Raw genomic sequence first — 25613 nt, 5'->3', positions numbered from 1 at the left:
CTTTTGTATCGTATCCAATAACAAATTAACACTTCATATTTTCTGCAATATCGCTTATGGTTGATCATCTATTGGATACGCTATAAACATGACTTATTTTAGAACGAATACGATTCACTGCGGCTTTAAGTATGCCACACAGGAACTTCTAAATAATTTAAGTGAATGAACACAGGCCTAATACCATGCACGACAAACTTTTTGCACTACCAGTCATTAAACAAGTCTCTGCTTACATTACTCAACGCCAACTCGATGAGCTCCCACTTATTGTTATTTCACATCCCAAAGTACGTGGTGCTGTCAGTTTACAAGGCGCTCAACTTATTGATTGGCAACCCGCGGGGCAAAAACCTTGCTTATGGCTAAGTTCAGAAAGTGCCTTTAAAGAAGGCGTTGCTATTCGCGGTGGTATTCCTATTTGTTGGCCTTGGTTCGGTCCTGTTGCCAGTCCTAGTCATGGTTTTGCACGAATTTTACCTTGGCAATTCACCGCACATAATGAACATGAAGATGGTGTTATTTTAACCTTCACGTTAACGGATACCGACTATACCCGTAAATTATGGCCCCATGAGTTCACCCTGATCTTACGTATGAAACTTGGGGAAACATGTGAACTTGAACTAGAAAGTTATGGGGATTTCGAAACTACTGCCGCGCTGCATAGTTATTTCAATATCAGTGATATTCAAAAAGCCACCGTCTATGGGTTAGGCGGCCACTACTTCGATAAAGTCGCAGATAAAGAAGCTTATGTGAATGAACCACTCAAATTTAATAAGCACACCGATCGTATTTATTCAGAACCGGAAGAATACAGCTTATTACGTGATGATGGCTGGGCACGTACAATAGAAATTCACCATTACCATAATAGTGATGTTGTCTGTTGGAACCCTTGGGCAGAATTATCATGTAGCATGGATGACATGCCAAATAATGGGTACAAACAAATGGTTTGTGTAGAAACTGCAAGGATCAACGTCCCGATGAAAAGTGAAGCACAACACCCTGCTCGTCTTTCTTTAGTGATGGTCAGTCGCGATAATAAGCCGCAAGATTAATTATTCATTCTAAGAATATAAATTTTCTAGGTAGATAACTAGATAGATAAAATTAGCCCCTGATAATTGTAAGAATATCAGGGGCTAATTAATTTAATTTTCTATCACAAACTTAGAATGTGTAAGTGACACCTGTCCACATAATGGCGGAAACATCTTTATTTACCATTGGGCTATCTTTCACTTCACTTGGTAGGCGGTCAACACGGCCCATTGCGAATACAGTCCAATTTTCATCAAAGCGGTAATTTCCTGTCACTTCAATGTATGGTGTCCAACTTGAACCTGGGTTATAACGTTTTAAACCGCTATTACGTGATTCTTTTGAAGACACGCCATATTCATAACGGTTTTGGTTCTTACTATCCCATTTAATACCAAGGCCTGGAGTGATTGACCATTTATCACCTTCAAAACCATACAGGTAGGCAAACTCACCACGAATACCATTACTGATACCTAAGATATCACCAGAAATATTCGTTCTTAGTGTACCCCAATCAGCTTTATGACGATAAGTCAGACCAGTCATCACCGTATCACGGCGACGGTCTAATTCACGCATTGCTTTATCATCATTGTCTTTAGGTTTAAAAAATTGTGGGTAATAATAAGCATCCAATGATAACTGGTCTTGTGTATCATTCCATAAATAATAACCAGCTGCTAATGTATGAAAATAGAAATTCTCACTATCATAATTAACAATAGGCACTGGCGTGACATAGTCACGGCTCTTAATCCCTTTATAAGGTGTTGACTGAGCTAATACTGAACCACCAACTGACCAAGTTCCTGCAAAGACGGCCCCAGATAACACACTCAAAGCCACCGCAAGTGTCGTTAATTTAATTGCTTTTGACATATATTCAACCTAAAAATAATGAGAAATAGATCACAGCTATATGTTATAACAATATAGCTATAATCCCAATATGCTTAATCGAAATCACATTTAAAGCTAAATTTTAACTGTTTTTAGCGTTATTGATTAATATTTATTCTACTTTATTTTCATAAGAAACAGGAACTCTTTTTGCTAGCGCACAAAGTAGCTCATAACCAATTGTCCCCGCAGCTTGTGCAACCTCATCAACCGGTAAGTTTTGCCCCCATAACTCCACTCGCTCACCAAGCTTAACATCGCCACAGTCACTGATATCAATTGTCAGCATATCCATTGAAACAGCCCCCAGTAGCGCACAACGCTTTTCTTTGCACCATACAGGCGTTCCATTGGCAGCATGTCTAGGGTAGCCATCTGCATAACCACACGCTACTGTCGCAATACGCATAGGTTTAGTCGATGTAAACCGGCTACCATAACCAATTGATTGACCTGCTGGAATTTCATGGATAGCGATCACTTCTGACTGTAAGGTCATCGCCGCCTTCAAGTTCAACCCAGATATATCAGTAGATTTTCCACTTGGAGAAGCGCCATACAACAAAATACCTGTACGAATCCAATCATATTGTGTGTGTTTATGCCACAGTGTTGCCCCTGAATTTGCGATACAGGTTTCTAAAGATAAGTGTTCAAATTGCTGGATCTGTTGAAAAGGTTCAGTAACGCCCGTTTTGGTATCTGAATTAGCAAAGTGACTCATTAACGTTAAACTGCGTACATTCGGCATTTTAGATAACCGTTGTACCACACTTTCGTATTCGCTCGGTGAAAAACCTAATCGATTCATGCCGCTATTTAGTTTTATATAGACTGAAATAGGTGATGATAATTGTGCATTTTCAATAGCAAACAATTGCCACTCACTATGAACGCTGGTTGTTAAATTATACTGGTCAATCAATTGTAAGTCTTGTGGCTGGAAGAAACCTTCTAACAATAGAATTGGCCCTTTCCACCCTTCTTTTCGCAATAAAATGGCTTCATCAAAATCCAATACCCCAAAACCATCCGTTTCTTTTAATGCCGGCCAAATCTGCTTGATACCGTGACCATAACCGTCTGCTTTCATGACTGACCAAATTTTCGATTTTCCAACATGTTGCCGTACAATAGCCAAATTATGTTGTAAATTTTGTAGATGAATAACAGCACTTATAGGGCGCGGCATTTTAATTCCTTAGTACATTTAATTAATTCTAAAATTACAATGATGCCAAAACATCAAACGCTTAACGTGCTGGAGTTAAATCACCATGAGTAACCAGTTTGGTATTAAAGCCATCAAGGTACCTAAATACCGATAAATCATCAGACGCTATCTCTGGTGTGTTCCCTGAGATTAAATCTGCTAGCAGTTTTCCTGCACCACAAGCCATTGTCCAGCCCAGCGTCCCATGCCCTGTATTTAAATATAAATTACCGTATGCTGTCGGCCCAACTATTGGGGTACCATCCGGTGTCATTGGACGCAGGCCCGTCCAAAATTGTGCTTGTGCAATATCACCACCGCCTTGATACAAATCTTGTACCACCATTTTCAATGTTTCGCAGCGTTTTTTCAGGATATTCAAATTAAAACCAACAACTTCAGCCATTCCACCAACTCGAATGCGCTGATCAAACCGCGTTACTGCAATTTTGTATGTTTCATCCAAGATAGTAGACATTGGGGCACGCTGTTCATCAATAATTGGCATCGTCAATGAATAGCCTTTGAGTGGGTAAACCGGAATTTGAACCAGACGTTGTAGCATTGAGGTGGAATAAGAGCCCATCGCTACTACATATCGGTCCGCTTGCAAAATTTCACCATCTATTTTAACGCCGCTAACTTTGTTACCTTCGGTTAAAATCCGTTCAATCCGGCTACCAAATTTGAATTGGACTCCCGCATTTTGCGCCATTTTAGCCAGCTTTTTGGTGAACTGCTGGCAATCCCCTGTTTCATCATTGGGTAATCGCAACCCCCCTGTAAGCTTGTGCTTGACAAACTCTAACGCAGGTTCCGCTTTAACTAATTCATTAGACGTCAATAATTCGTATGGAACACCTTCTTGCCGTAAGACCGCAATATCATTCGCTGCATTATCAAACTGCTCAGTAGTACGAAAAAGCTGTAAAGTACCACCTTGGCGAGCTTCATATTCGATACCTGTATCCGCTCTTAATTGGCGAATACAATCACGGCTGTATTCTGCAATGCGCACCATACGGCTTTTATTCATCGCATAATGTTGGATATCGCAGTTTTTTAGCATCTGCCACATCCAACGCAGTTGAAATAACGTACCATCTGGACGTATTGCCAAGGGCGCATGTTTTTCAAACATCCATTTCACGGCTTTAAGGGGGATACCAGGAGCCCCCCATGGGGTTGCATAGCCAGGGGATACTTGCCCTGCATTTGCTGCGCTTGTTTCCTCTGCTACATCATGTTGTCTATCCACCACCAGCACTTCGTGCCCTTCTTGTGCTAAATACCATGCTGTTGTTACACCGATCACTCCCGCACCTAACACTAGAATTTTCATAGCTTCCCCGCAAAATAAAAATATGCATCATTTATTTTAGGATAATATTCTAGAAATTATTTGCCAATGTGGTGGATTAACACTTTTAACAATAAAGTTAAAAAATTTAAATTTCATCACATTTACTTTACATGGCGATATTAAATACTAGACTAAAATTTCAGCATGAATTTAAATTATTATAATTCAATTGGATAAAATAATGGCAATTTATCTATTTTGTTAATTCAGAGTTTTCTATCGATTCAAGTGATGCGCCCAATAAAATATGTTTATTTTATTAAACCAATTCGAGGGGTTTTGTCAGTATTAAATTTCAAAAAACCAATAAAAATTGGTTTTTCCGCTTCATTTTCGTATTCGGTGGCTATGTGACTAAAAACTGTCAATCATTAACGATAAAAAACCAGCATACCGATACAATACAGCATGCTGGTCTTGAGTATTTAATTGTCTGTTAACTAGCGGCTTTGAGCTAAATCTGAAGGCATATTGCTTTGCATACTATGCCAGATTATCCCACTTTCTTTTCCGTAATTACGCACACAATCCATAATACGGTCATAGGCTTGCTCACGACAAAGATGGCTTAATTGCTGATAGAAGTTTAACGCTAAGCGTCTTGCTTCAGGGTTCGAAAAATAATAGCGGCCTACACGGGTATACAAACCTCTTAAACCGTTAATAATCAAGCCATAAATTGGGTTGCCGGATGCAAATGCAAGCCCACGGAAAATGTTATAATCCAAATCACTGAATGCATCTGAATTATCTTCCACTTTTTCCCGCCCAGCTAACACCTCTATTGATTTCTCAGGGTTATTTCGAAAGGCCGTACGGATAAAAATGGCAGCGATATTAGTACGTACTGCCAATAAATTATCAATTAACTGTGGCACTCTATCGTGATCTAACCTAGCCAATGTCTCCAATATATTTAGGCCAGACGTTTCCCAATAGTTATTCACTTTAGTTGGTTTACCATGCTGAATGGTTAGCCAGCCGTCACGAGCCAAACGTTGTAACACTTCACGTAAGGTTGTTCGTGTCACACCAATTAATTCCGAAAGCTCACGCTCTGCGGGTAAAATTGAACCTGGTGGAAAGCGGTTGTTCCATATGCTCTCAATAATATACTCTTCCGCGAAACCAGCCGGACTTTGAGCTTTAATAACCATATTTTTATTATTCCAAACATTTAGACGGATATTGGGCAAATCATACCAGATTGTCATCGTCTGATATAGTTAGACTAAAAATAAAGAGTGAGGCAAATCATAGAATTTCCATATAATTCATAAGCTCTCAATTAGCAAATAAGCTTAAAATCCGCAAAAGATAAGAGTAGTATGTATAGCACAATACACGACATCCGCATAAAAGAGGATAACGAATCATAATGGATTTTAGTTTAAAAACTGCTTTTTTGAAAAATTTCCTGGGAAATTCACCTGATTGGTACAAATTAGCAATTATTGTATTTTTAATAATTAACCCTATTATCTTTTACTTCATCAGCCCCTTCGTTGCAGGCTGGCTATTAGTTGTTGAATTCATATTCACATTAGCAATGGCCCTTAAATGTTACCCATTGCAGCCAGGTGGTCTTTTAGCCATAGAAGCCGTTATTATTGGTATGACCACCCCTGCCCAAATTTCACATGAAATTAGCAATAACCTTGAAGTCATCCTGTTACTGATTTTTATGGTAGCTGGTATCTACTTCATGAAGCAATTACTGTTATTTGTTTTCACCAAACTGTTGATAAACGTGCGCTCTAAACGCATTCTTTCCCTTGCTTTTTGTATGGCAAGTGCATTTTTATCCGCATTTTTAGACGCATTAACCGTTATTGCCGTCGTCATTAGCGTCTCAATTGGCTTTTATTCTATCTATCACCAATATGCCTCTAACCAGCCCAGCAACACTGACCTACAAAATGATGGTTTCATTAATAGTGCGGAACAAAAGCAAACCCTTGAGCAATTTAGGGCATTTTTACGTAGCTTAATGATGCATGCCGGTATTGGTACCGCGCTTGGTGGTGTCATGACCATGGTTGGTGAACCACAAAACCTTATCATTGCAAAGCATGTTAATTGGGACTTCATTACTTTTTATATTCGTATGGCTCCTGTGACCATACCTGTTTTTATTTGTGGCTTGGTTGTCTGTTTTGTTGTTGAAAAGTTCAAGCTATTTGGTTACGGTGCTGAGCTTCCTGACTCTGTACGTCAAATTTTGACTGAACACGATAAAAAACTGACGGCTAAACGTACCAAAAGAGATCTTGCACAGTTAGTCGTTCAGGGCTTAATTGGCGTGTGGCTAATCGTTGCTCTTGCTTTCCATTTAGCGGAAGTTGGCCTTATTGGTCTTTCTGTTATCGTGCTAACGACCGCATTTTGTGGTATCACAGAAGAACATGCGTTGGGGAAAGCCTTCGAGGAAGCGTTACCCTTTACCGCATTATTAACAGTCTTCTTTAGTATTGTAGCCGTAATCATTGACCAACAACTATTCACCCCATTTATTCAGTTTGTACTGCAATCCTCTGAGTCGTCACAATTATCATTATTCTATCTATTTAATGGCCTACTCTCTGCCGTATCAGATAACGTATTCGTAGGGACTGTTTACATTACTGAAGCCTTAAAAGCAGCGAATGAAGGTTTGGTATCAATGGAACAATACCAATTCTTAGCCGTAGCAATTAATGCAGGTACTAACCTGCCTTCTGTTGCAACACCTAATGGGCAAGCTGCTTTCTTATTCTTATTAACCTCAGCGTTATCTCCACTAATCCGTTTATCCTACGGTCGTATGGTTTGGATGGCTCTTCCATATACCATCGTAATGACTATTGTCGGGTTATTAGGGGTAGAGCTCTGGCTAGTACCAATCACTCATTGGATGGAAAGTATCGGTTTGATTACATTCGCCCAGTAACTATACTTTAAAACAATTAGCCATATACCAATATGGCTAATTGTAATGTTAGGTAAAGCCTTATCTGAAATTGCATCATTTCACTTTAATTGCTTTTTTTATCGAGCTGATAGAGGCAAAATGTGCGCATTACTCAATTAGGATACTAAGTATGTTCAGATTTTTTAACTACTGCTCGCAAGGGAGAGGCGCTTGGCTACTCATGGCCTTTATTGCCTTTATGCTCGAGTGTGCGGCCTTATATTTTCAACATGTGATGAAGCTACAACCCTGTGTTATGTGTGTCTATGAACGTGTTGCATTACTTGGCATTATGGTTGCTGGCTTAATTGGGGCAATAGCACCACGGAATATGGTAATACGCTGGGTAGCAATTCTTATTTGGGTTTACTCTGCTTGGCGTGGCTTAGACCTTGCATGGGAACATACCATGCTACAACTTTATCCTTCTCCATTTGCTTCTTGCGATTTTTTCGTTAATTTCCCTGATTGGTTACCATTACAAGAGTGGGTCCCTGCAGTGTTTGAAGCAACAGGTGACTGTGCCGTTAGGCAATGGGCATTCTTAGGCCTTGATATGCCACAATGGTTAATTGGTATCTTCGCGGCTTATCTCTTAGTTGCAATCATTGTTATCATCAGCCAATTCTTTCCAGCCAAAAAATAATCTTTAAAACCCCAAATGTTAAATTCAACATTTGGGGTTCCTAAACAATAACATCTATCTATTGAATGACTCTCTCTAATTTCACAGGGATATTTTTATACGCAGGAATACCACATTGCGGGTCGAAATTATCTAATGAAATTAAATTATTGGCTTCAGGGAAATAAGTGGCAACACTTCGGTCTGCCATATCATAGATCACCACAGTGAGGTTATCTAAACGGCGTTTTGTCGGTTTTTGTTCACGGTCTAATGCGATGAGATTCACTTTATCTCCCGCCTGTAACTTCTGTTTTTGGGCTTCTGCACCACTGATGAAAACAACATCTCGTTGCCCAAACACACCACGGTATCGGTCATTTAGCCCATAAATTGTAGTATTATACTGGTCATGGCTGCGTAATGTTGCCAAAATCAATTCACTGTTTACTGCTGAATTCGGGTCTTCAATAACGCCTTCTGTCGGTACAAAATTAGCTTTACCTGATTGAGTTAACCAACGACGCTCAGAAGCAGCGTTTGTCAGGTGAAATCCTCCCGGTATTTTAATACGTGCATTGTAATCATCAAAGCCAGGTAATACCGCCTCCATTGCGTCACGGATCAAGTCATAGTTACCGATAAAATCATCCCATTCGACTTTACTCTGAGGTATTGCCGCTTTAGCTATTCCTGCGATTATCGCACACTCAGATTTAAGGTAAGGGCTACATGGTTTAAGTAAACCTTTTGATGCGTGAACCATCGACATTGAGTCTTCTACAGTAACACATTGCACACCACTGCTTTGTCTGTCTATTTCACTGCGACCCAATACGGGTAATAAGAATGTTTGCTTAGCTGTTAATAAATGGGAGCGATTTAGTTTAGTCGCAGTATGAACCGCTAAATCAAGCTTTTTCATACCAGCAAAACAAGCGTCTTTATCAGGCATTGCAACCGCTAAATTTCCTCCCATGCAAATTAAAGCATTCGCTTTTCCTTCAGAAATGGCTTGCATGCTCGCGACTGCAGCATGACCGAATTCGCTTGGTGGTTTAAAACCAAATCGTTGTTCAATTTTGTCTAAAAAGCTTTTTGACGGTTTTTCTGTAATGCCAACGGTTCTATCACCTTGCACATTTGAGTGGCCACGCAATGGGCAGATACCCGCACCTTCCCGACCAATATTACCCTTAAGTAGCAGCAAATTGACTAATTGCTGAACATTCTGCGTACCATGTTCGTGCTGAGTGATCCCCATGCCATAACAAATAATGGTACTTTTTGCTTCAATATAAAGGTCTGCAATCTCTTCGATAGACTCGCGTGGCAAACCAGAAACCCTTAAAATATCCTTCCAGCTTGTTGTCAGTAAGTCGTTTTTTAAAGTTTCATAACCCTGTGTATGAGTTGATATGAATTCAGTATCGAGAATAGGCTCTTTTCCTGCATCTACTGCAGCTTGGTGCTTTTCAATCAATAACTTCATAACCCCTTTAAGTAACGCAGTGTCTCCACCAACACGAACTTTATAATAGTGCCCCGCTAAAGGTGTAGATTCTAGCGTCAGCATTTCTAACACGTCTTGCGGATAGGTAAAACGCTCAAGACCACGCTCTCTTAAAGGGTTTATTGCAATGATCTTTGCGCCGCGTTTAGAAACTTCACGCAATGAGCTCAACATCCTCGGGTGGTTAGTCCCCGGGTTATGACCTATACAAATAACTAAATCCGCTTTATCAAAATCGTCTAATAATACCGTCGCCTTACCGACACCAATAGAGTTAGCAAGACCAACACTCGTTGGCTCATGGCACATATTTGAACAGTCTGGAAAATTATTTGTTCCATATTCACGAGCCAGTAATTGATATAAGAATGCGGCTTCATTTGAAGTACGACCGGAGGTATAAAATTCAACGGTATTTGGGTCTGAATAACTTTGTAAACGCGTACCTATTTGCTGAAAGGCCTCTTCCCATTCGATAGGTTCATATTTGTCTGTTTGTGAATTATATTTCATGGGGTGAGTTAAACGCCCTTCATCTTCTAAATGAAAGTCATCCCATTCGAGTAATTCTGTTACAGTATATTTAGAAAAAAATTCTGGGGTTGTTTTTTTAGATGTTGCTTCCCAAGCAATTGCTTTTGCACCATTTTCACAAATATCAAATGATGCTGTATGTACAGGGTCAGGCCACGCACAGCCAGGGCAATCAAAGCCATCCACCTTATTCATTTCAAACATTGCAATGATATCGTGCCCTACTTTCATTTGGCCGCGTAAAGCTTCTGCAACTGCTTTTACAGCCCCCCAACCCGCAGCGGGGCCATCATACTCTTCAATTTTCTTTTTCATTAGGCATTACTCTTTAATAAATGGAAATATCTTTATATATGCTTTTATAATTATTTAAATTTTTCTTTATTATTTAATATTAGTAACTTCGCCGTTAAATATCAATAATTAAAATAAAAACTTAAATAGATGTTCATAATTAGATGATTTATAAATGAGTAATTAGAATATAATTAAAAAAAGAAATGATGAATATTAATTTAACATTCAGTTATAATAAATGCATGAAGTTAATTAACTTTCCATTAAAAGAAAATTAATTAACTTCATAAAAAGAAGAGTTATATACAAGAGCCAGATTGTATAATGTCAACAGCACAACGTTTACCATTCGCAAATTGGCATACTGCAGTTTGTGACCCATTTAATTCTAATGTGAGTGCGGGCAACCCACCCGCTGACATACAAGCTTCTTGTGCACCGGGGCCTAAATTGACCACTTGTTGAGCATACTGACTCGCAGAATGTTCCACAGATTTATCCACGTTTGAACTACCACACGCAGATAACATGACAGATATAACGCCAATAAGTGACATTGCTATTATTGGCTGAAAAAAATGATTAACCCTATGCCTCATTCCCTGCTTCTCCTATCATGCTACCTGAACATTTTGCACCAGCTGTTTAGTGCCCGCCGCTTTTTGAAAATAAATTGATGACTAAAACACCAATAATAATTAATAGCATACCAATAATTGCAGGTAAATCGAGTTTTTGGTTGTAAATATAAATTGCAGCGACGGAAACCAACACGATCCCTAAACCTGACCAAATTGCATAAGCAATACCCAATGGCATTGTTTTTACTACCTGCGAAAGCCCCCAAAAAGAGACAGCATAGCCAACAATAACAATCAAAGACGGCCAAAAACGACTAAAACCATCAGATGCTTTCAATGTTGTCGTCGCAATGACTTCTGCAATAATAGACATCAACAAAAAACCCAAACCCTTCATCGCCTTTCCTTATTATTAGAATTAGTAATAATGAAACTTATTATTTTCCTATATACAACAAAAAAGCTCTGTCTATCCTGAAAATGACACAGAGCTTTTATATCTACTTCATGGTGCTAAGACGAGTTAATGATTTGTAGCTATGTCTATTCTATCGGTAAGAGATTCACTATAGCGCTTGAATAGATAAACACATAAAGCAAAGGCTATCAGACCGATCGCACCACCAATATAACCAATTTGAGTCATCCCCAAATGAACAATAACTTGGTTACCTAACAGCGCACCAGCGCCAATACCAATATTAAAAATTCCAGAGAAAATTGACATTGCCAAGTCAGTAGCATCAGGAGATAAATCAATCACCTTAACTTGCATCCCTAAGCCAATGCACATCATCGCCATTCCCCAGAACACTGATAACATCACCAAAGACCAAACATCTCTACCTAATGGCATCAGCAATAATAAACAAATTGTCATAAATGCGATTGCTGCAGGTAAAAATGATAATGAAAACTTGCTGCTGTAACGACTAAATATTACGCTTCCGAAAATACCGGCACCACCAAAAATTAGTAGTAGTAAAGTAGCAAAATTTTGGCTTTGCAATGCAACCTCTCGGACAAAAGGTTCAATATAGCTATAAGCTGTAAAATGTGCGGTAACAGCTAAAACAGTTAATGCAAACATTCCTACAAGTGCAGGCCGTTGGAATAGCATAGGAACACTTTTTAACGAACCAGAATGTTCACTTGGTAAGCGAGGTAAAAAGCGGATCAACACAACCATAGTAAACAATGCAATGATACCAATACCTAAAAACGTCGCCCGCCAGCCTAAAAACTGCCCAACCACTCGACCAAGGGGAAGCCCTAATACTGTCGCTAAAGCGGTCCCCGTTGCTAATAATCCAAGAGCTTGGGCTTTTTTACCTGCAGGAGCAACCCGAATAGCTAAAGATGCAGTAATTGACCAAAATACCGCATGGGATAAAGCAACGCCAACACGCCCTACTATTAGAATATCAAAACTCCACGCAAACCCTGAAATAATGTGGCTAATAACAAAAATAACGAATAAAAAAGCTAATAATTTGCGACGCTCTATTTTACTGGTTAATAGCATTAAAGGTAACGACATCAAAGCCACAACCCACGCGTAGATTGTTATCATCAATCCAGTATGTGCGACCGTCATATCAAAGCTTTTTGCAATATCACTGAGTAATGCTACAGGCACAAACTCTGTTGTGTTAAAAACAAATGCAGCGACCGCTAATGCTATTACACGGATCCAAGCTGTTTTTCTAGAAACTTGCGTCATATTTCTCTTAGCCTTTACTTTCCCACAAATAACATACACAACGGTTTAATTGTGCGTAAAAATTGCTGCGAAAGGATATTGGTATTTCATACAGGATTGAGTTGTCACTAAGCAAGCTAGGTTGCTAATAACTCTTTTTATGTGAATTGTATCACATTTTTTCATTACTCATAAAGGCTCCTCTTTGCCTAATTGGCAAGAACAATATCATGTCTGCTTATTTTTATTCTCTCGACTATTCTGTTTCATTATTCGTTCAAATTTAAGTCATTTATCTGAATATTTATTACATTCAGTTATCTGAAAATACATCGCATTACTTTCTATGCTACAATCTCACTATTATTTTTTATGCTTAAAGGACCGCTTTAATGAAAAACCATTTTCCTACTGAACCTAACGTTAATACCTTAGCAGATGAAGTTACTTGCCTAAAAAACTTATTAACGCATATGCTAAAAGCTATCGGCCAAGCTGATGCAGGTAAGATTTTGGTCAAGATGCAACGTGAAGTTGCACAAATGGAAGACGAAAAACAGGCAGAAACCTATAAAAATACGTTAGAACAGATAAAAACAGCGTATCGCCAATAGATTATTTAGCGATAAATGCTATTTTAAGGATATACATGCTATAAAGTGGTTTAAACTGCACAAATAACTAAGTTTTAATCATGAAAATCATCTATCTTTGTTCATGAATTAAACCATTCTTTATTCATTTAGCTCCCCCTTCAGAACCCTATGAAGGGGGCTTTTTTTTCTACAACTTATGTATTATTCCGTTTATAAATATCTTGGCAATGCTGAATATATTCATCAACTGTTGTATCGTCAGTTTGCTTATCCCAACTTTTCTGTTCTTCAAAAGCCCACACTTCAAACGTTTGCCCAAAGTTAGCGCCAGACATACCAACTTGCTTATAAATCCGATGGTAAAAACCTTGCTCAGAACGGTAGATCTCAAATTTAAACGGAACTAACCTAGCGGGATTTGTCGTTGTCAAAAAATCATTACCAAACAATAACGTTTTCTCCAGAATATCCATTCTATCCCCTTGTTTAATTTATAAAATACGCATGGTATACAACTTCTCTTCTAAGCATAGCGCATTTAACGCCATACCGTAATTTTACCTATAAAAATAGATGATTTATATATTGCCCATCGATAAGCCTGATGAATGAGAGGAGAGATATTGATGAAATAATAAGCTTCACTATTAAAATGAAGCTTATTATCAATAGATTATGATTTATTGTCGTACAACTGTTTTGCCATATCAATGCTGTCTGCGTTCACATCTTTTATATGGTCACGTGTTAACCGATAAACAACAGGGCTTAAAAGTAACAAGGCAATCAAATTAGGGATCGCCATCATGGCATTTAGTGTATCTGCCAACAACCAAACAAAATCAAGTGATTGTGTTGCGCCGATAGGTAAAGCAATCAGCCATAAAACTCTGTACGGCTTTATTGCTCGCAACCCAAATAAATATTGCACACATTTTTCGCCATAAAAGCTCCAACCCAGAATAGTGGTAAATGCAAACACGGCTAATGCGATAGCAACAATATAATTTCCACCGGGAATTGCCGTTTGGAATGATGATGCGGTTAATGTTGCGCCTGTTTCACTGGTCAGCCAACCACCAGTAATAATGATAGTTAACCCTGTGACAGAGCACACAATGATAGTGTCAATAAATGTCCCTAACATCGCAATGAGTCCTTGGCGAATAGGGTTTTGTGTTTTTGCAGCGGCATGGGCGATAGGTGCACTCCCCAAACCTGCTTCATTGGAAAATACGCCTCGTGCAACCCCAAAGCGTATTGCAGCCCATACAGCAGCCCCCGCAAACCCACCTTGAGCAGCAACAGGGTTAAAAGCCGAGGTAACAACCAGAGAAAGTGCCGCAGGGATCTCAGTAAAATAAATACCAAGCACAATGACCCCCGCGCCAAAATAGGCAACAGTCATAAATGGGACAAGTTTTCCTGCAACATCAGAAATACGTCGCAGCCCACCAATCAATACCGCACCAACTAATAAAACTAAAGCCCCTGCGGTCAACCATTTATGCACACCAAAGTTACTTTCTAGCACATCTGCCACTGAGTTCGCTTGTACCGTATTGCCGATACCAAAACTGGCACATGCACCAAAGAAGGCAAACAGTGTTCCCAGCCAAATCCATTTAGGGCCTAATCCATTTTTAATGTAGTACATTGGGCCACCAATATATTGGCCATATTTATCGACTTCACGAAAACGGACAGCTAACACCGCCTCAGAGTATTTTGTTGCCATTCCTACCAATGCCGTCATCCACATCCAGAATAACGCTCCCGGCCCTCCCATGACCACTGCGGTTGCAACTCCAGCAATATTCCCTGTACCAATCGTTGCCGATAACGCTGTCATTAATGCATTAAAAGGTGATATTTGTCCCTCACCGCGTGATTCATTCTTTTGAAATAATAACTTAAAACCTGTCCCAATTTTTCTTATCGGTAAAAATGCAAGCCGGATTTGCATATAAATACCAACGCCTAAGATCCCAACCAGCATTGGTACTCCCCAAACCACTCCATTTAGTTCACTTAACCACGTAGTTATCAAATCCATCCTACCCCCAATTAATTCATATTAATTAACAAAACAATCGAATTCATAACAATTCCTTATCAATCTAATAAAGATTAAAAGTAAAATAAAAGCGAACAAATTTTCAGTAATTCTTCATTTAAAATAGAAGATTGTGAGTAAGCTCACTTGTGATTTATCGATTACAGTTATTAATACAATTAATTGAGAGTCAGAATTAGAATTGAGTTTGTTAGCTATGAATGGGTATTTTGAGGGAGCATATTTACCATATTGTATAGATAAAAATGCCCAGTAATTAAATTATTACTGGGCAGATACTAAAATCGTTGTCTATTTAAAGCTAACTTTAGACTATTATTTAGGCTATTTTAAATATTCACCTGAGCGCAATGCTTCAATACGTTTGTCTAATGGTGGGTGTGATAAAAATAATTCACTGAATGCTTTACCACGACCATTGATGCAAAACGCCATCAAACGGCCTTCTTCTTGTGGCTCATAGCTCGTTTTCAACCGTTGCAATGCAGCTATCATCTTTTCACGGCCGACTAATTTTGCAGAACCTGCGTCCGCATGGAACTCACGATAACGAGAGAACCACATAGTAATGATGCTTGCCAAAATACCGAAGACGATTTCAAGTACCATGGAAACCGCAAAATAGACCATTGGGTTACCATTACTACTTTCACTTTCGTTATCACTGTTGGACATAAAGCCTGCCGCAACCTGTGCGATAATACGTGAAATAAAGATGACGAACGTATTCACCACACCTTGTAATAAGGTCATCGTCACCATGTCACCATTCGCGATGTGGCTAATTTCATGAGCGATAACAGCTTCCGCCTCATCACGACTCATATTTTCTAATAGCCCAGTACTTACTGCAACAAGCGAAGCATCACGGCGAGCCCCTGTTGCAAACGCGTTAATATCTGGAGCATGATAAATAGCCACTTGTGGCATCTGAATTCCAACTTGTTTTGCTTGACGCTCAACAGTTGATACTAACCACTGTTCTGTTTGGTTACGTGGAGTTTCAATAACCTCACCACCCACTGATTTTAGAGCCATCCATTTGGACATCAGTAGTGATATGAAAGCACCACCAAAACCAAATAGGCCAGCCATGATCATGAGGCCTTGGACACTACTACCTCTGATCCCAGTTAAGCTTAGGATTATCCCAAACACAAACATAACCGCTAAGTTTGTGAGTAAGAATAAAGCAATTCTCATCATTTTTTATGTATTCCTTGGTAAAAACAAATATACGTAGAATTTACTTTATAAATAAGGTTTTTTCACACTTTTTCAAGTGTATTAACGCGAAAACCCTAAAAAATAACATAACTTTACATAGCTACGTTCAAAACTCATCATTATGCTCTAAATAAATGATAACTTCTTTAGTAAGAATTTAACCATTTGTTTTTAAAGGCTCATTTTGTAACCATTTAAATTCAAAGCTATTTGTAATTGAAACGATAAAGCTAGTTAGTCAATCACCAAAAACAATTTAGTGTATTTATCTATATTATCACTCACATTGTTTGCCAAATGAATGAATATTTACTTTTACTTCCACTCTATTAAAAAATAATGCCACATTAAGTGGCACTATTCTGTTCTATCGCTGTCTGTTGTTTTGTTCTCACGCTAATTAGTTTTCTCTTTAGTCGATTTTGTTGATTTCTCTTTTACTGTCTTAGCTGTTTCTTTATCTTTGGCTTTAGACGCTTTTTCTTTTACCGCTTTTGCTGATTCTTTGTCCGCCGCTTTGCTAGCTTTCTCTTTCACCGCTTTTGCTGGCTCTTTATCTGCCGCTTTGCTAGCTTTCTCTTTCACTGCTTTTGCTGGCTCTTTATCTGTCGCTTTGCTAGCTTTTTCTTTCACCGCTTTTGCTGATTCTTTATCTGTCGCTTTGCTAGCTTTTTCTTTTACTGTCTTAGCTGTATCTGATGCTTTATCACTGGCTTTGCTTGCTTTATCAGAGGCTGTTTTACTGGCTTTATCACTCGTGCTCTTTATTGAGTCAGAAACCGATGGTTTACTTGATTGCTTAGCAACACCTGCACCAATCGAAGCACCAGCCGCTTTCGCTTTGCTGTTAATATCATTTTTTAATTCTATGGTACACACTTGCTCTGAGCGACTTGTTGAACCATCATTACAAATAAATTTACCATCTTCACAGCGATCTATTCCCCCTTTACTTCCAGAACATGGATAATTTCTTGCATTCGCTGTATTTATAGATGCAATCATCATTACACTAACTGCCATTAATCCTACAAATAATTTACGCATGGTATTGTCTCGTTGTTAAGGAAAGCTATACCAAAAGTTTAGGATAAATTAAGTAAAGGTAAAGAAACCTATAATTAATCATAATTTCAGTCAGTCGTTTTGGAAAATAAAATAAATAAAGAATAAAACTGCACTAATTTAATAGCTACTGACTAAAAACACCAAAACTAACAATAAATTAACATTTGATTTTCTATTTTCTAAGCGGATTAAAATAGCGTTAAAGAAACTCAAAAAATTAAGCCAGCTTTCGCTGGCTTAATTCCGTTAAACACTAAGAGAATATTATTTATTATTTGATAATAGCTTAGTATGTTGATTAGCTAAGTCGATCGCCATTTTCACCGTTTCATCGAGGTATGGGTCAGGCCCTTCGTAATCTTTAGGCAAATCATCAATTGATTTCAATAGTGGTTTACCTTCCCGAGTATTACGTTCATTTATACGTTTCAATTTTGTCGCTTCAAGTTCTGAATCTTCTTTTTGGCGCTCTACATAGTTGAGCGAAATAAGATTCTTACTCTCTTTGTTTACTTTATAGCGAGCAATATCTTCATCAATATAGTTGAATTCAGGGTCTTTGCTAATACGTGCCAAATGCTGAGTTTTTATTGGTGATAAATCAGAAGACACATTACCAACAGGTGTATATTTTGCCGGTGGAATACTATCCCATGGTAATGCATTGTCCTCAAAGCTTTCTCCAGTTTCAGCTGGGTCTTGGCCTGTAGGCATTATCACATCAGGGGTTACACCTTCACGTTGTGTGCTACCACCATTAACTCGGTAAAACTTCTGAATGGTATATTGGACAGAACCTAATGAAGGCCATTCTGGTTTTAGCATTTGATCGTAAACACGGCTCAAACTACGGTGCTGCTGAACAGTTCCTTTACCAAAGGTCGGTTCCCCAACAATCATCGCTCTGCCATAATCTTGCATTGCTGCAGCAAAAATCTCAGATGCGGATGCACTAAAGCGGTCGACTAAAACAACAAGAGGCCCCTTATAATAAATAACATCGTCATCATCAATATCTTGGCGAACTTGACCGTTATTATCACGAACTTGAACAATTGGCCCTTTCGGAATAAACAAACCTGATAAAGAGACCGCTTCGGTTAATGCTCCACCACCATTACCGCGTAAATCAATAACCAATGCGGAAACATTATCTTTAGCCAAGTTTTGCAATTGAGTTTTAACATCATTGGTTAAACCAACATAAAAACCAGGAATATCTAAAACAGCAACTTTATCTTTACCTTGCTGTTTAATCGTCAGTTTGACCGCTCGGTCTTCCAGTCGGATCTGCTCCCGAACTATGGTGACAATATGCGGTTTCGCCCCTTTAGTATCAGAAACGACTTCTAACCGAACTTTACTTCCTTTCGGGCCTTTAATTAAAGCAACCACATCATCAAGGCGCCAGCCAACCACATCAACAATAGGTTTACCCGTTTGGCCAACACCGATAATTTTATCGCCGACTTTTAGCTCTTTACTTTTAGCAGCTGGCCCCCCAGCAACTAATGAGTTAATAACCGTATTTTCGTCATCTTGCTGTAATACCGCACCAATTCCTTCTAATGATAAGCTCATTTCTGAATTAAATTGTTCAGTATTACGAGGCGACAGATAACTTGTGTGTGGATCGATTTCACGAGCGAAAGAATTAACTATCAATTGAAAAACGTCTTCACTTTGCGCTTGCGTTAAACGCCGCAACGCAAAATTATAGCGTTTTGTCAGTTTCTCTTTGATTTCTTTATCATCTTTACCTGATAGTTTTAAATTCAACCAATCATAACGCACTTTTTGGTCCCATAGACGATCAAGCTCTTGCTTATCTTTAGGCCATGGTGATTTTGAACGGTCAACTTCAATAGAATCAGTCGCATTTAAATCGATGGGTTGCTCTAAACGAGCCAATGCATATTTAAAGCGCTCGAAACGTCTTTCCTGAGACAGGTTATACAGGTCATAGAACGTATCTAATTTGCCATCCTCAAGCCACTGACCCACTTTGCCTTTATCTTTGGCGTATTGGTCAATATCGGATTGAAGTAAAACATTATGACCGAAATCTAACATATTGAGATAACGATCAAATATCTTCCCAGAAAACGCATTGTCTAAATCGAATTGGCGATAATGTGAGCGAGTAAACCGAGAGGTGACCCTTTCACTCACAGTACCGTGCTGTGCACTCTGTTTTAAGACAGGTAACTGAGCCGCAGTGACCGGAGCCACTGCTTGAGTATTAGCTATTGCACTGCCAAAAGTCGCTAGACTTACCACCAATGCAATTTTAAGAAGTTTGTTCATGACCTGATTGACCTCCGTATCAGAACTTTAAATGTTGCGCGCGTACAATCATTGCCAGCCCTGTTGGCAATTGAACCCTAACACCATCTTTCGCAATTTCCAGCACAGAGGCGTCCATCACACTGGTACCGACTTTCACTTTCAAAGTTTGACCAATTTGAAGGGTATTGATATCAGTGACTGATTTCAGATTTTGCTCTGGCGCAGGTGTATTACGACGAGGGGCTTTAGCAGATGTATTTTGCGAGCGTTCTTTATTATCTGACGGACGGCGACGAGGCGTTTTTTCTTTAGCTGCATCTTGATTACGAGGGGTTTTCTCACTCGCTTTTTTCGCTGCTGGACGTTTTTGTGCTTTTTGTTCAGCACGTTGTGCTTGAACTCGAGCTTTAGCCTCGGCTAATTGTTGGCGCGCATGAGCAATATGTTCCGCATCTAATTCACCACAATCTTCACCATTTAAGTCAACGCGTTTAGCGCCCTCTTTAACACCGTAGAGATAACGCCAGCTAGAAGTATACATGCGTAACGCAGAACGCAATTGCGTTTTGCTAATACCATCTTCTTCTTTTAAGCATCCTACGATATCTTGAAAAATTCCGACTTTTAACGGACGTGCTTCGCCTTCAGCGATAAAACAGCGAGGAAAACGCTCTGCTAGAAATGCGATAACTTCTTTACTACTATTCAACTTAGGTTGATTTTCCATGAAATTTCCTGATAACAACGATTTTGCCAACCTCACGGGCATGAACAAGCCGACATTATAATCGTGTTGCTGACAATTGCCACGTTACTATTAATTTAACTGACCATTATTTAGTGATATTTAGGCATAGAACACATTGCCAGATGTTGGCACAACTGGTTTACAAGGTGTTGTAGCCCTTTTTCGTCTTCTTGGTCGAATTGGCTAATATTTGGGCTATCAATATCTAAAACCCCGATAATTTGCCCATTAACTACCAAAGGGAACACAATTTCAGCGTTACTTGCTGCATCACAGGCAATATGACCTGGGAAGGCATGAACATCTTCTATACGCTGAACTTGGTTATTACTAAAAGCTGTACCACAAACGCCTTTACCAAAAGGAATTCGAACACACGCAACTTTACCTTGGAAAGGACCCAGAACTAATTCTTGCCCATTACTGAGATAAAAACCAGCCCAGTTAACCCCTTCTAAATATTCATATAATAATGCACTGGTATTTGCTAAAGTTGCAATTAAATCATACTCACCTGCAAGTAATGCAGAGAGATTGTCCGAAAGTTCAAGATAATACTTCTTTTTATCCATAATTATTTCTTGTAATAATCAAGCAATTAATCGAATGTTTGTAAGCGTAGCCCTAAGGTTACCAATTTGTCACTTTGAGGTAAATTTTTTTACACTAGATTACATCTAGGTAACCACCTAAAATGAGTCAATATGAACTACATTAACCACACTGATTTGCTTTTTCAACGTTGTAATCATTGCAATCAGAAGCTACTAACCCCTCGAGCCAACGTACGACAAGTCGTTGTTTGCCCTCGCTGTTTTAGTCAACTTAATGATGGACGTTCTTGGTCACTCAACCGTTTATCAATACTGGCTATCACATTACTGATGCTTGCTCCCATTGCTTTTTGGCAACCCCTTATTTCTATTCATTTATTAGGAAGCCAAATTAATGCAAATGTCATCGAAGGTATACGCTTAATTAATCAACAAGGGGATCCATTTACTGCCAGTATAGTGGCTTTTTGTGCTATTGCAGCCCCCTTATTATTACCAATTTTAATTTTATTGTTATCTATTGGTCAGCATATCAATTTGAATCTCCGGCCTATTCTTTTAGTGTTAAGCCACATCAAAGAGTGGGTTATGTTAGATGTTTACCTAATAGCATTGGGTATTGCCGCCATTAAAATGCAAGATTACGCAAGTGTATTCATTGGGCATGGCTTAGTGGCTTTTATTACTATGTCTATTCTCAGTTTATTAATTCTCATCCACATAAACCTAGATGAGTTATGGCAAAAATTTTATCCCATCAATAATAAAAAAGTACAAGATAACTCGCTAACTTGCACGGCTTGCCATTACACTGGGCCCGCAAATTGGAATGGGAAATGCAAACGATGTCATCGCCCTCTTCATTATCGGGAACCTTATAGCTTACAAAAAACTTGGGCCGCACTAATTGCTGCCATGGTGTTATTGTTTCCTGCTAATTTAATGCCAATCTCTATTTTTTATCTCAATGGACAGCGCTTAGAAGACACCATTTATTCTGGGGTTGTCTCTTTAATTGATTCAGGTAACTGGCCAATCGCAGTTATTGTCTTCATCGCCAGTATACTGGTTCCATTTATTAAGATTATTATTATGATATTGCTACTGTTTTCTATCCATTTAAAAAGCAATACTGACCCTATTTTACGTATGAAATTACTTAGGTTTGTTTCGTGGATTGGTCGTTGGTCAATGCTAGATTTATTTGTCATCGCCTTGATGATGACACTCGTTAACCGTGATCAACTCATGTCTTTTACTATGGGGCCAGCCGCACTGTATTTTGGTTCAGCCGTTATTTTAACAATTTTGGCTGTTGAGTGGTTAGATAGCCGTTTAATTTGGGATTCTTATGGAAAATCAAAACCTACAAAATGAACCCTCTGAAGAAATATCAGAAGCCATACTACGCAAACGCAGGCAAATTTCGCCTTTCTGGCTATTGCCTCTAGTCGCTATTTTCATTGCAGGCTGGCTTTTGTTTCAACATTGGGCTGAACGAGGAACGGATATCACTATTGAGTTTACATCCGCACCTGGAGTCGTCGCCAATAGAACGCCTATCCGGTATCAAGGGGTTGAAGTAGGTTTAGTACAATCCGTTGCTATCAGCAAAAATATGAAAACCATCATTGTCACTGCTAGTGTGAATAAAGATATGCGGACAGCCTTAAATTCAGGGACTAAATTTTGGTTAGTGACCCCCAAAGCATCGTTAGCGGGTGTTTCTGGTCTTGATGCTTTAGTTGGTGGAAATTACATTGGTATGTTACCAAGCACAGGAACAGAACAGTTCTCTTTTGTTGCACAAGACACACCACCGCAACTAGACATCGATAAAGGTGAATTACTTATTCACCTGACTGCTCCAGATTTAGGCTCACTGAATGAAAACTCGCCTATTTATTACCGGAAAGTCCCTGTTGGTTATATTTCAGACTACACCATTTTGCCTGATAACCAAGGGGTTTCCATTTCTGCCGTTGTCAAAAAACCTTATGTTCACTTGGTCCGTAAAGAGAGCCAGTTTTGGAATGTATCTGGGTTACAAGGTAGCTTCGACCTTAAATCTGGAGCAAGTGTAAAAATGGAAAGCCTTTCTGCTGTGATAAATGGCGCCATTGCTTTTGACTCACCACAAAGCAGTCCTCAAGCAGAAGAAGGGCAAAAATTTGTCCTACAAGACAGTAAAAAAATAGCCCAAACCGCAGAACAAGATGGTAAAGAGCCCCTATTGCTAACACTTTGGGCACATGACACTTATGGCGTCGATAAAGGTCAACCTATTGTTTATAAGGGCATTCAAATTGGTGAGGTGTTACAGCGTCACTTAGCAACTGAGAAAGTAAATTTTAATATCCTGATATATGATGAGTTCCAACATCTTGTTCGAGAAGACAGCAAGTTTGTTGCTAATAGCCGAGTGGATATCCAATTAGGTCTTAATGGATTACAATTCCAAGGAGCTACTCCCCAAGAGTGGTTAGATGGTGGTATTCATCTGATAGCAGGACAAAGCCAAGAAAAACTCCCCGAAAATTTTCCTTTATATCGTAGTGATGATAATGCAAAAGCGGGTATTTTAGGGGCTTTACCACCCACAACTATCACCCTAAATACCACAACATTACCAGACATTCAGGCAGGCTCTGTTGTTCTTTATCGCCAATTTGCAGTCGGTAAAATAATTGCCATTAAACCGACCAAGGCTGGGTTTGCGATCAATGTAAATATCTCAAATGAATATCTTCATTTACTCACTGAAAACAGTGTGTTTTGGGCTGAAGGCGGTGCAAAAGTTCAACTTAATGGTAATGGTTTAACCGTTCAAGCGGCACCGCTGAGCCGAGCCATTAGCGGTGCTATTAGCTTTGATAACCTGGATGGAGGTGTTGCCAATACCGCTCGCCAACACACACTTTATCCAAATGAAACCTCAGCTAAAGCGATAGGAAGCATCATTACATTAACAACATTTGATGCATCAAAACTCTCAGAAGGCATGCCTATCCGTTATTTGGGCATCAATATTGGCCAAATTGAATCATTAAAATTGTCATCTGATAAACGTGAAGTACAAGCAAAAGCCATTCTATACCCTGAATATGTCAGTGCTTTTACCCGGTTAGGAAGCCGTTTCGCAGTTGTAACGCCTGAATTATCCCCTGCGGGTTTAAATAATTTAGATAGCATATTACAACCCTACATTAGTGCTGAGCCAGGACGTAATAATAAAAGCCGTTATCAATTTGAATTACAAGCTGCAAATATTACAGACTCGCGTTATCTAGACGGTTTAACTATTTACCTTGATGCGAGTGATGTCGGCTCCGTTCAAGTTGGCACGCCTATTTTATTCAGAGGCCTAGAAGTCGGTGTTGTTACAGGTCTATATTTGGGAGAGCTTTCCGATCGCGTATATGTTGCCACACGCATTGGCAAGGAATACCAATATCTCATTCGCAATAATACAGAATTTTGGCAATCTTCCGGTTTTAATTTCTCATTTGGTTTAACTGGTGGTGTCGCCAAGAGTGGGACTTTCAAACAATTTGTACGCGGTGGCATTTCCTTCGCAACCCCGCCATCAGTGCCTTTAGCCCCAAAAGCCAAGCCTGAACAGCATTTCATCCTGAAGTTGGAACCCCCTAAAGATTACATGGACTGGGGAACTTCTATTCCTAAAAAATAACCACTATTAGGGTGCATATTAACCACATATAGCACCCTCACCCCTCATACGTCATAAAAATTATTTTGGAAATTAATTCCATTTATACTATGCTTAATTTCATTGGGCTGTTTATACATAGTTAAAATCAATGAATGAGGTGCAGTTATGTGTATTGTAAAATTGAAAATATCTTCCTATGAAATTAATGATGCCGTTATGGCTTCCCATAAAAGCGACACAGTGAGTATTCCATGTGATTCTGATACCGATTTTTGCATGCAGCTTGATGGCTGGGACGAGCATACAAGTATCCCTGCAACTTTAGATGAAAAGCCAGTCCTGCTCTATCGTGATCGTTATGACAAAGAAAATCACCATTGGGTGATGAAACTGGCTTAATCGTTTTGTTACTATGCTTAGGTGAGTGACTAAGCATATAATGAGTAGGAACTAGTAAGCTGATATGAAATGAGAACGAACAAAATAATAGGCAAAAAAGAGGCCTGGTAGATTCCGATTACCGGGCCTTGGGAAATGGCTCTGGCAGAGCCGTGCGCTAAAATTGCCATTGAGACGTAACAAAGTACACTCTAATACTAGCTTTCAATGCACGTTCTTACCATGTTTATTATCAATATTTTTACATATTA

The 25613-nt window shown here is 39.1% G+C and carries 22 protein-coding genes; 7 read left to right on the top strand and 15 right to left on the bottom strand.

Features of this window, described 5'->3' with window-relative positions:
- Window positions 1–185: 185 nt before the first annotated feature.
- Window positions 186–1067: a D-hexose-6-phosphate mutarotase gene (locus M1F26_RS09060; RefSeq protein WP_004254046.1), complete on the top strand. Its 882-nt coding sequence runs from the start codon at window positions 186–188 to the stop codon at window positions 1065–1067.
- A 112-nt stretch (window positions 1068–1179) separates the two neighbouring features.
- Here M1F26_RS09060 and M1F26_RS09055 read toward each other — a convergent pair whose 3' ends face one another.
- The 4 genes from M1F26_RS09055 to fadR form a co-directional block, all read right to left on the bottom strand.
- Window positions 1180–1932: a MipA/OmpV family protein gene (locus tag M1F26_RS09055; RefSeq protein ID WP_140172220.1), complete on the bottom strand. Its 753-nt coding sequence runs from the start codon at window positions 1930–1932 to the stop codon at window positions 1180–1182.
- A gap of 133 nt (window positions 1933–2065) precedes the next feature.
- Window positions 2066–3145 (bottom strand): alanine racemase, encoded by a 1080-nt coding sequence (alr, locus tag M1F26_RS09050; protein ID WP_110591773.1) that lies wholly within the window; start codon window positions 3143–3145, stop codon window positions 2066–2068.
- Between the two features lie 61 nt (window positions 3146–3206).
- Entirely contained in the window at window positions 3207–4508 is a 1302-nt protein-coding gene (locus M1F26_RS09045) for a D-amino acid dehydrogenase (protein ID WP_140172221.1), read from the bottom strand.
- Window positions 4509–4969: 461 nt separating this feature from the next.
- The gene (gene fadR, locus M1F26_RS09040) at window positions 4970–5686 is read right to left on the bottom strand and encodes a fatty acid metabolism transcriptional regulator FadR (RefSeq protein WP_125893216.1); all 717 of its coding nucleotides are present in this window, start codon (window positions 5684–5686) and stop codon (window positions 4970–4972) included.
- 221 nt (window positions 5687–5907) lie between these two features.
- On the opposite strand from fadR, the gene nhaB reads away from it, so the two are divergent.
- Entirely contained in the window at window positions 5908–7458 is a 1551-nt protein-coding gene (gene nhaB / locus M1F26_RS09035; RefSeq protein WP_140172222.1) for a sodium/proton antiporter NhaB, read from the top strand.
- A gap of 151 nt (window positions 7459–7609) precedes the next feature.
- Complete coding sequence (dsbB, locus tag M1F26_RS09030) at window positions 7610–8125, top strand: disulfide bond formation protein DsbB (RefSeq protein ID WP_004254030.1); 516 nt, start codon at window positions 7610–7612, stop codon at window positions 8123–8125.
- A gap of 58 nt (window positions 8126–8183) precedes the next feature.
- Here the strand turns inward: dsbB and M1F26_RS09025 are convergent, their stop codons facing one another.
- The 4 genes from M1F26_RS09025 to M1F26_RS09010 all read right to left on the bottom strand — a co-directional run bounded on the left by M1F26_RS09025 (window position 8184) and on the right by M1F26_RS09010 (window position 12752).
- Complete coding sequence (locus M1F26_RS09025; protein WP_140172223.1) at window positions 8184–10466, bottom strand: FdhF/YdeP family oxidoreductase; 2283 nt, start codon at window positions 10464–10466, stop codon at window positions 8184–8186.
- Window positions 10467–10747: 281 nt separating this feature from the next.
- A complete protein-coding gene (locus M1F26_RS09020; RefSeq protein WP_004254028.1) occupies window positions 10748–11047 on the bottom strand; it encodes a DUF333 domain-containing protein in 300 nt (99 codons plus the stop codon).
- Between the two features lie 46 nt (window positions 11048–11093).
- Window positions 11094–11426: a DMT family transporter gene (locus tag M1F26_RS09015; RefSeq protein ID WP_004254027.1), complete on the bottom strand. Its 333-nt coding sequence runs from the start codon at window positions 11424–11426 to the stop codon at window positions 11094–11096.
- A 126-nt stretch (window positions 11427–11552) separates the two neighbouring features.
- Window positions 11553–12752, bottom strand: a complete 1200-nt coding sequence (locus M1F26_RS09010) for a sugar transporter (protein ID WP_140172224.1) — start codon at window positions 12750–12752, stop codon at window positions 11553–11555.
- A 371-nt stretch (window positions 12753–13123) separates the two neighbouring features.
- Here M1F26_RS09010 and M1F26_RS09005 point away from each other — a divergent pair, with 371 nt between their 5' ends.
- Window positions 13124–13345 carry a DUF2594 family protein gene (locus M1F26_RS09005; RefSeq protein ID WP_004253922.1) on the top strand — a complete coding sequence of 74 codons (222 nt, stop codon included), beginning with the start codon at window positions 13124–13126 and terminating at the stop codon, window positions 13343–13345.
- Window positions 13346–13521: 176 nt separating this feature from the next.
- Here the strand turns inward: M1F26_RS09005 and M1F26_RS09000 are convergent, their stop codons facing one another.
- The 7 genes from M1F26_RS09000 to M1F26_RS08970 form a co-directional block, all read right to left on the bottom strand.
- Window positions 13522–13800 carry a hypothetical protein gene (locus M1F26_RS09000; protein WP_004253921.1) on the bottom strand — a complete coding sequence of 93 codons (279 nt, stop codon included), beginning with the start codon at window positions 13798–13800 and terminating at the stop codon, window positions 13522–13524.
- A gap of 200 nt (window positions 13801–14000) precedes the next feature.
- Complete coding sequence (locus tag M1F26_RS08995; protein WP_094960510.1) at window positions 14001–15383, bottom strand: alanine/glycine:cation symporter family protein; 1383 nt, start codon at window positions 15381–15383, stop codon at window positions 14001–14003.
- Between the two features lie 345 nt (window positions 15384–15728).
- On the bottom strand, window positions 15729–16610 hold the full coding sequence (gene htpX / locus M1F26_RS08990; RefSeq protein ID WP_004253918.1) for a protease HtpX: 882 nt from the start codon (window positions 16608–16610) through the stop codon (window positions 15729–15731).
- A gap of 417 nt (window positions 16611–17027) precedes the next feature.
- Window positions 17028–17678 carry a cell envelope biogenesis protein TolA gene (locus tag M1F26_RS08985; RefSeq protein WP_140172225.1) on the bottom strand — a complete coding sequence of 217 codons (651 nt, stop codon included), beginning with the start codon at window positions 17676–17678 and terminating at the stop codon, window positions 17028–17030.
- 285 nt (window positions 17679–17963) lie between these two features.
- Window positions 17964–20006, bottom strand: a complete 2043-nt coding sequence (prc, locus tag M1F26_RS08980) for a carboxy terminal-processing peptidase (protein ID WP_140172226.1) — start codon at window positions 20004–20006, stop codon at window positions 17964–17966.
- Window positions 20007–20025: 19 nt separating this feature from the next.
- A complete protein-coding gene (proQ, locus tag M1F26_RS08975) occupies window positions 20026–20715 on the bottom strand; it encodes an RNA chaperone ProQ (protein WP_318837671.1) in 690 nt (229 codons plus the stop codon).
- A gap of 110 nt (window positions 20716–20825) precedes the next feature.
- Window positions 20826–21308, bottom strand: a complete 483-nt coding sequence (locus tag M1F26_RS08970) for a GAF domain-containing protein (RefSeq protein ID WP_140172227.1) — start codon at window positions 21306–21308, stop codon at window positions 20826–20828.
- Between the two features lie 132 nt (window positions 21309–21440).
- Here M1F26_RS08970 and yebS point away from each other — a divergent pair, with 132 nt between their 5' ends.
- From yebS to M1F26_RS08955, 3 genes are all read left to right on the top strand, one after another.
- Complete coding sequence (gene yebS, locus M1F26_RS08965) at window positions 21441–22667, top strand: membrane integrity lipid transport subunit YebS (RefSeq protein WP_096863802.1); 1227 nt, start codon at window positions 21441–21443, stop codon at window positions 22665–22667.
- Window positions 22642–24981, top strand: a complete 2340-nt coding sequence (locus M1F26_RS08960; RefSeq protein ID WP_140172228.1) for a PqiB family protein — start codon at window positions 22642–22644, stop codon at window positions 24979–24981. Before yebS ends, M1F26_RS08960 begins: the two co-directional genes overlap by 26 nt.
- A 147-nt stretch (window positions 24982–25128) precedes the next feature.
- Window positions 25129–25362, top strand: a complete 234-nt coding sequence (locus tag M1F26_RS08955; protein ID WP_004253902.1) for a DUF1480 family protein — start codon at window positions 25129–25131, stop codon at window positions 25360–25362.
- Window positions 25363–25613 lie beyond the last annotated feature (251 nt).

This window comes from Providencia sp. PROV048 (assembly GCF_033688165.1).
Classification (GTDB): Bacteria; Pseudomonadota; Gammaproteobacteria; order Enterobacterales; family Enterobacteriaceae; genus Providencia; species Providencia hangzhouensis.
Note: the sequence above shows the minus strand (reverse complement) of the source record. Positions and strands in the feature narration are given on the sequence as shown.

What these genes read in the sequence shown, in the direction of transcription:
- M1F26_RS09060 (WP_004254046.1), top strand. Translation starts at nt 186, where the DNA reads ATGCACGACAAACTTTTTGCACTACCAGTCATTAAACAAGTCTCTGCT.
- M1F26_RS09055 (WP_140172220.1), bottom strand. Translation starts at nt 1,932, where the DNA reads ATGTCAAAAGCAATTAAATTAACGACACTTGCGGTGGCTTTGAGTGTG.
- alr (WP_110591773.1), bottom strand. Translation starts at nt 3,145, where the DNA reads ATGCCGCGCCCTATAAGTGCTGTTATTCATCTACAAAATTTACAACAT.
- M1F26_RS09045 (WP_140172221.1), bottom strand. Translation starts at nt 4,508, where the DNA reads ATGAAAATTCTAGTGTTAGGTGCGGGAGTGATCGGTGTAACAACAGCA.
- fadR (WP_125893216.1), bottom strand. Translation starts at nt 5,686, where the DNA reads ATGGTTATTAAAGCTCAAAGTCCGGCTGGTTTCGCGGAAGAGTATATT.
- nhaB (WP_140172222.1), top strand. Translation starts at nt 5,908, where the DNA reads ATGGATTTTAGTTTAAAAACTGCTTTTTTGAAAAATTTCCTGGGAAAT.
- dsbB (WP_004254030.1), top strand. Translation starts at nt 7,610, where the DNA reads ATGTTCAGATTTTTTAACTACTGCTCGCAAGGGAGAGGCGCTTGGCTA.
- M1F26_RS09025 (WP_140172223.1), bottom strand. Translation starts at nt 10,466, where the DNA reads ATGAAAAAGAAAATTGAAGAGTATGATGGCCCCGCTGCGGGTTGGGGG.
- M1F26_RS09020 (WP_004254028.1), bottom strand. Translation starts at nt 11,047, where the DNA reads ATGAGGCATAGGGTTAATCATTTTTTTCAGCCAATAATAGCAATGTCA.
- M1F26_RS09015 (WP_004254027.1), bottom strand. Translation starts at nt 11,426, where the DNA reads ATGAAGGGTTTGGGTTTTTTGTTGATGTCTATTATTGCAGAAGTCATT.
- M1F26_RS09010 (WP_140172224.1), bottom strand. Translation starts at nt 12,752, where the DNA reads ATGACGCAAGTTTCTAGAAAAACAGCTTGGATCCGTGTAATAGCATTA.
- M1F26_RS09005 (WP_004253922.1), top strand. Translation starts at nt 13,124, where the DNA reads ATGAAAAACCATTTTCCTACTGAACCTAACGTTAATACCTTAGCAGAT.
- M1F26_RS09000 (WP_004253921.1), bottom strand. Translation starts at nt 13,800, where the DNA reads ATGGATATTCTGGAGAAAACGTTATTGTTTGGTAATGATTTTTTGACA.
- M1F26_RS08995 (WP_094960510.1), bottom strand. Translation starts at nt 15,383, where the DNA reads ATGGATTTGATAACTACGTGGTTAAGTGAACTAAATGGAGTGGTTTGG.
- htpX (WP_004253918.1), bottom strand. Translation starts at nt 16,610, where the DNA reads ATGATGAGAATTGCTTTATTCTTACTCACAAACTTAGCGGTTATGTTT.
- M1F26_RS08985 (WP_140172225.1), bottom strand. Translation starts at nt 17,678, where the DNA reads ATGCGTAAATTATTTGTAGGATTAATGGCAGTTAGTGTAATGATGATT.
- prc (WP_140172226.1), bottom strand. Translation starts at nt 20,006, where the DNA reads ATGAACAAACTTCTTAAAATTGCATTGGTGGTAAGTCTAGCGACTTTT.
- proQ (WP_318837671.1), bottom strand. Translation starts at nt 20,715, where the DNA reads ATGGAAAATCAACCTAAGTTGAATAGTAGTAAAGAAGTTATCGCATTT.
- M1F26_RS08970 (WP_140172227.1), bottom strand. Translation starts at nt 21,308, where the DNA reads ATGGATAAAAAGAAGTATTATCTTGAACTTTCGGACAATCTCTCTGCA.
- yebS (WP_096863802.1), top strand. Translation starts at nt 21,441, where the DNA reads ATGAACTACATTAACCACACTGATTTGCTTTTTCAACGTTGTAATCAT.
- M1F26_RS08960 (WP_140172228.1), top strand. Translation starts at nt 22,642, where the DNA reads ATGGAAAATCAAAACCTACAAAATGAACCCTCTGAAGAAATATCAGAA.
- M1F26_RS08955 (WP_004253902.1), top strand. Translation starts at nt 25,129, where the DNA reads ATGTGTATTGTAAAATTGAAAATATCTTCCTATGAAATTAATGATGCC.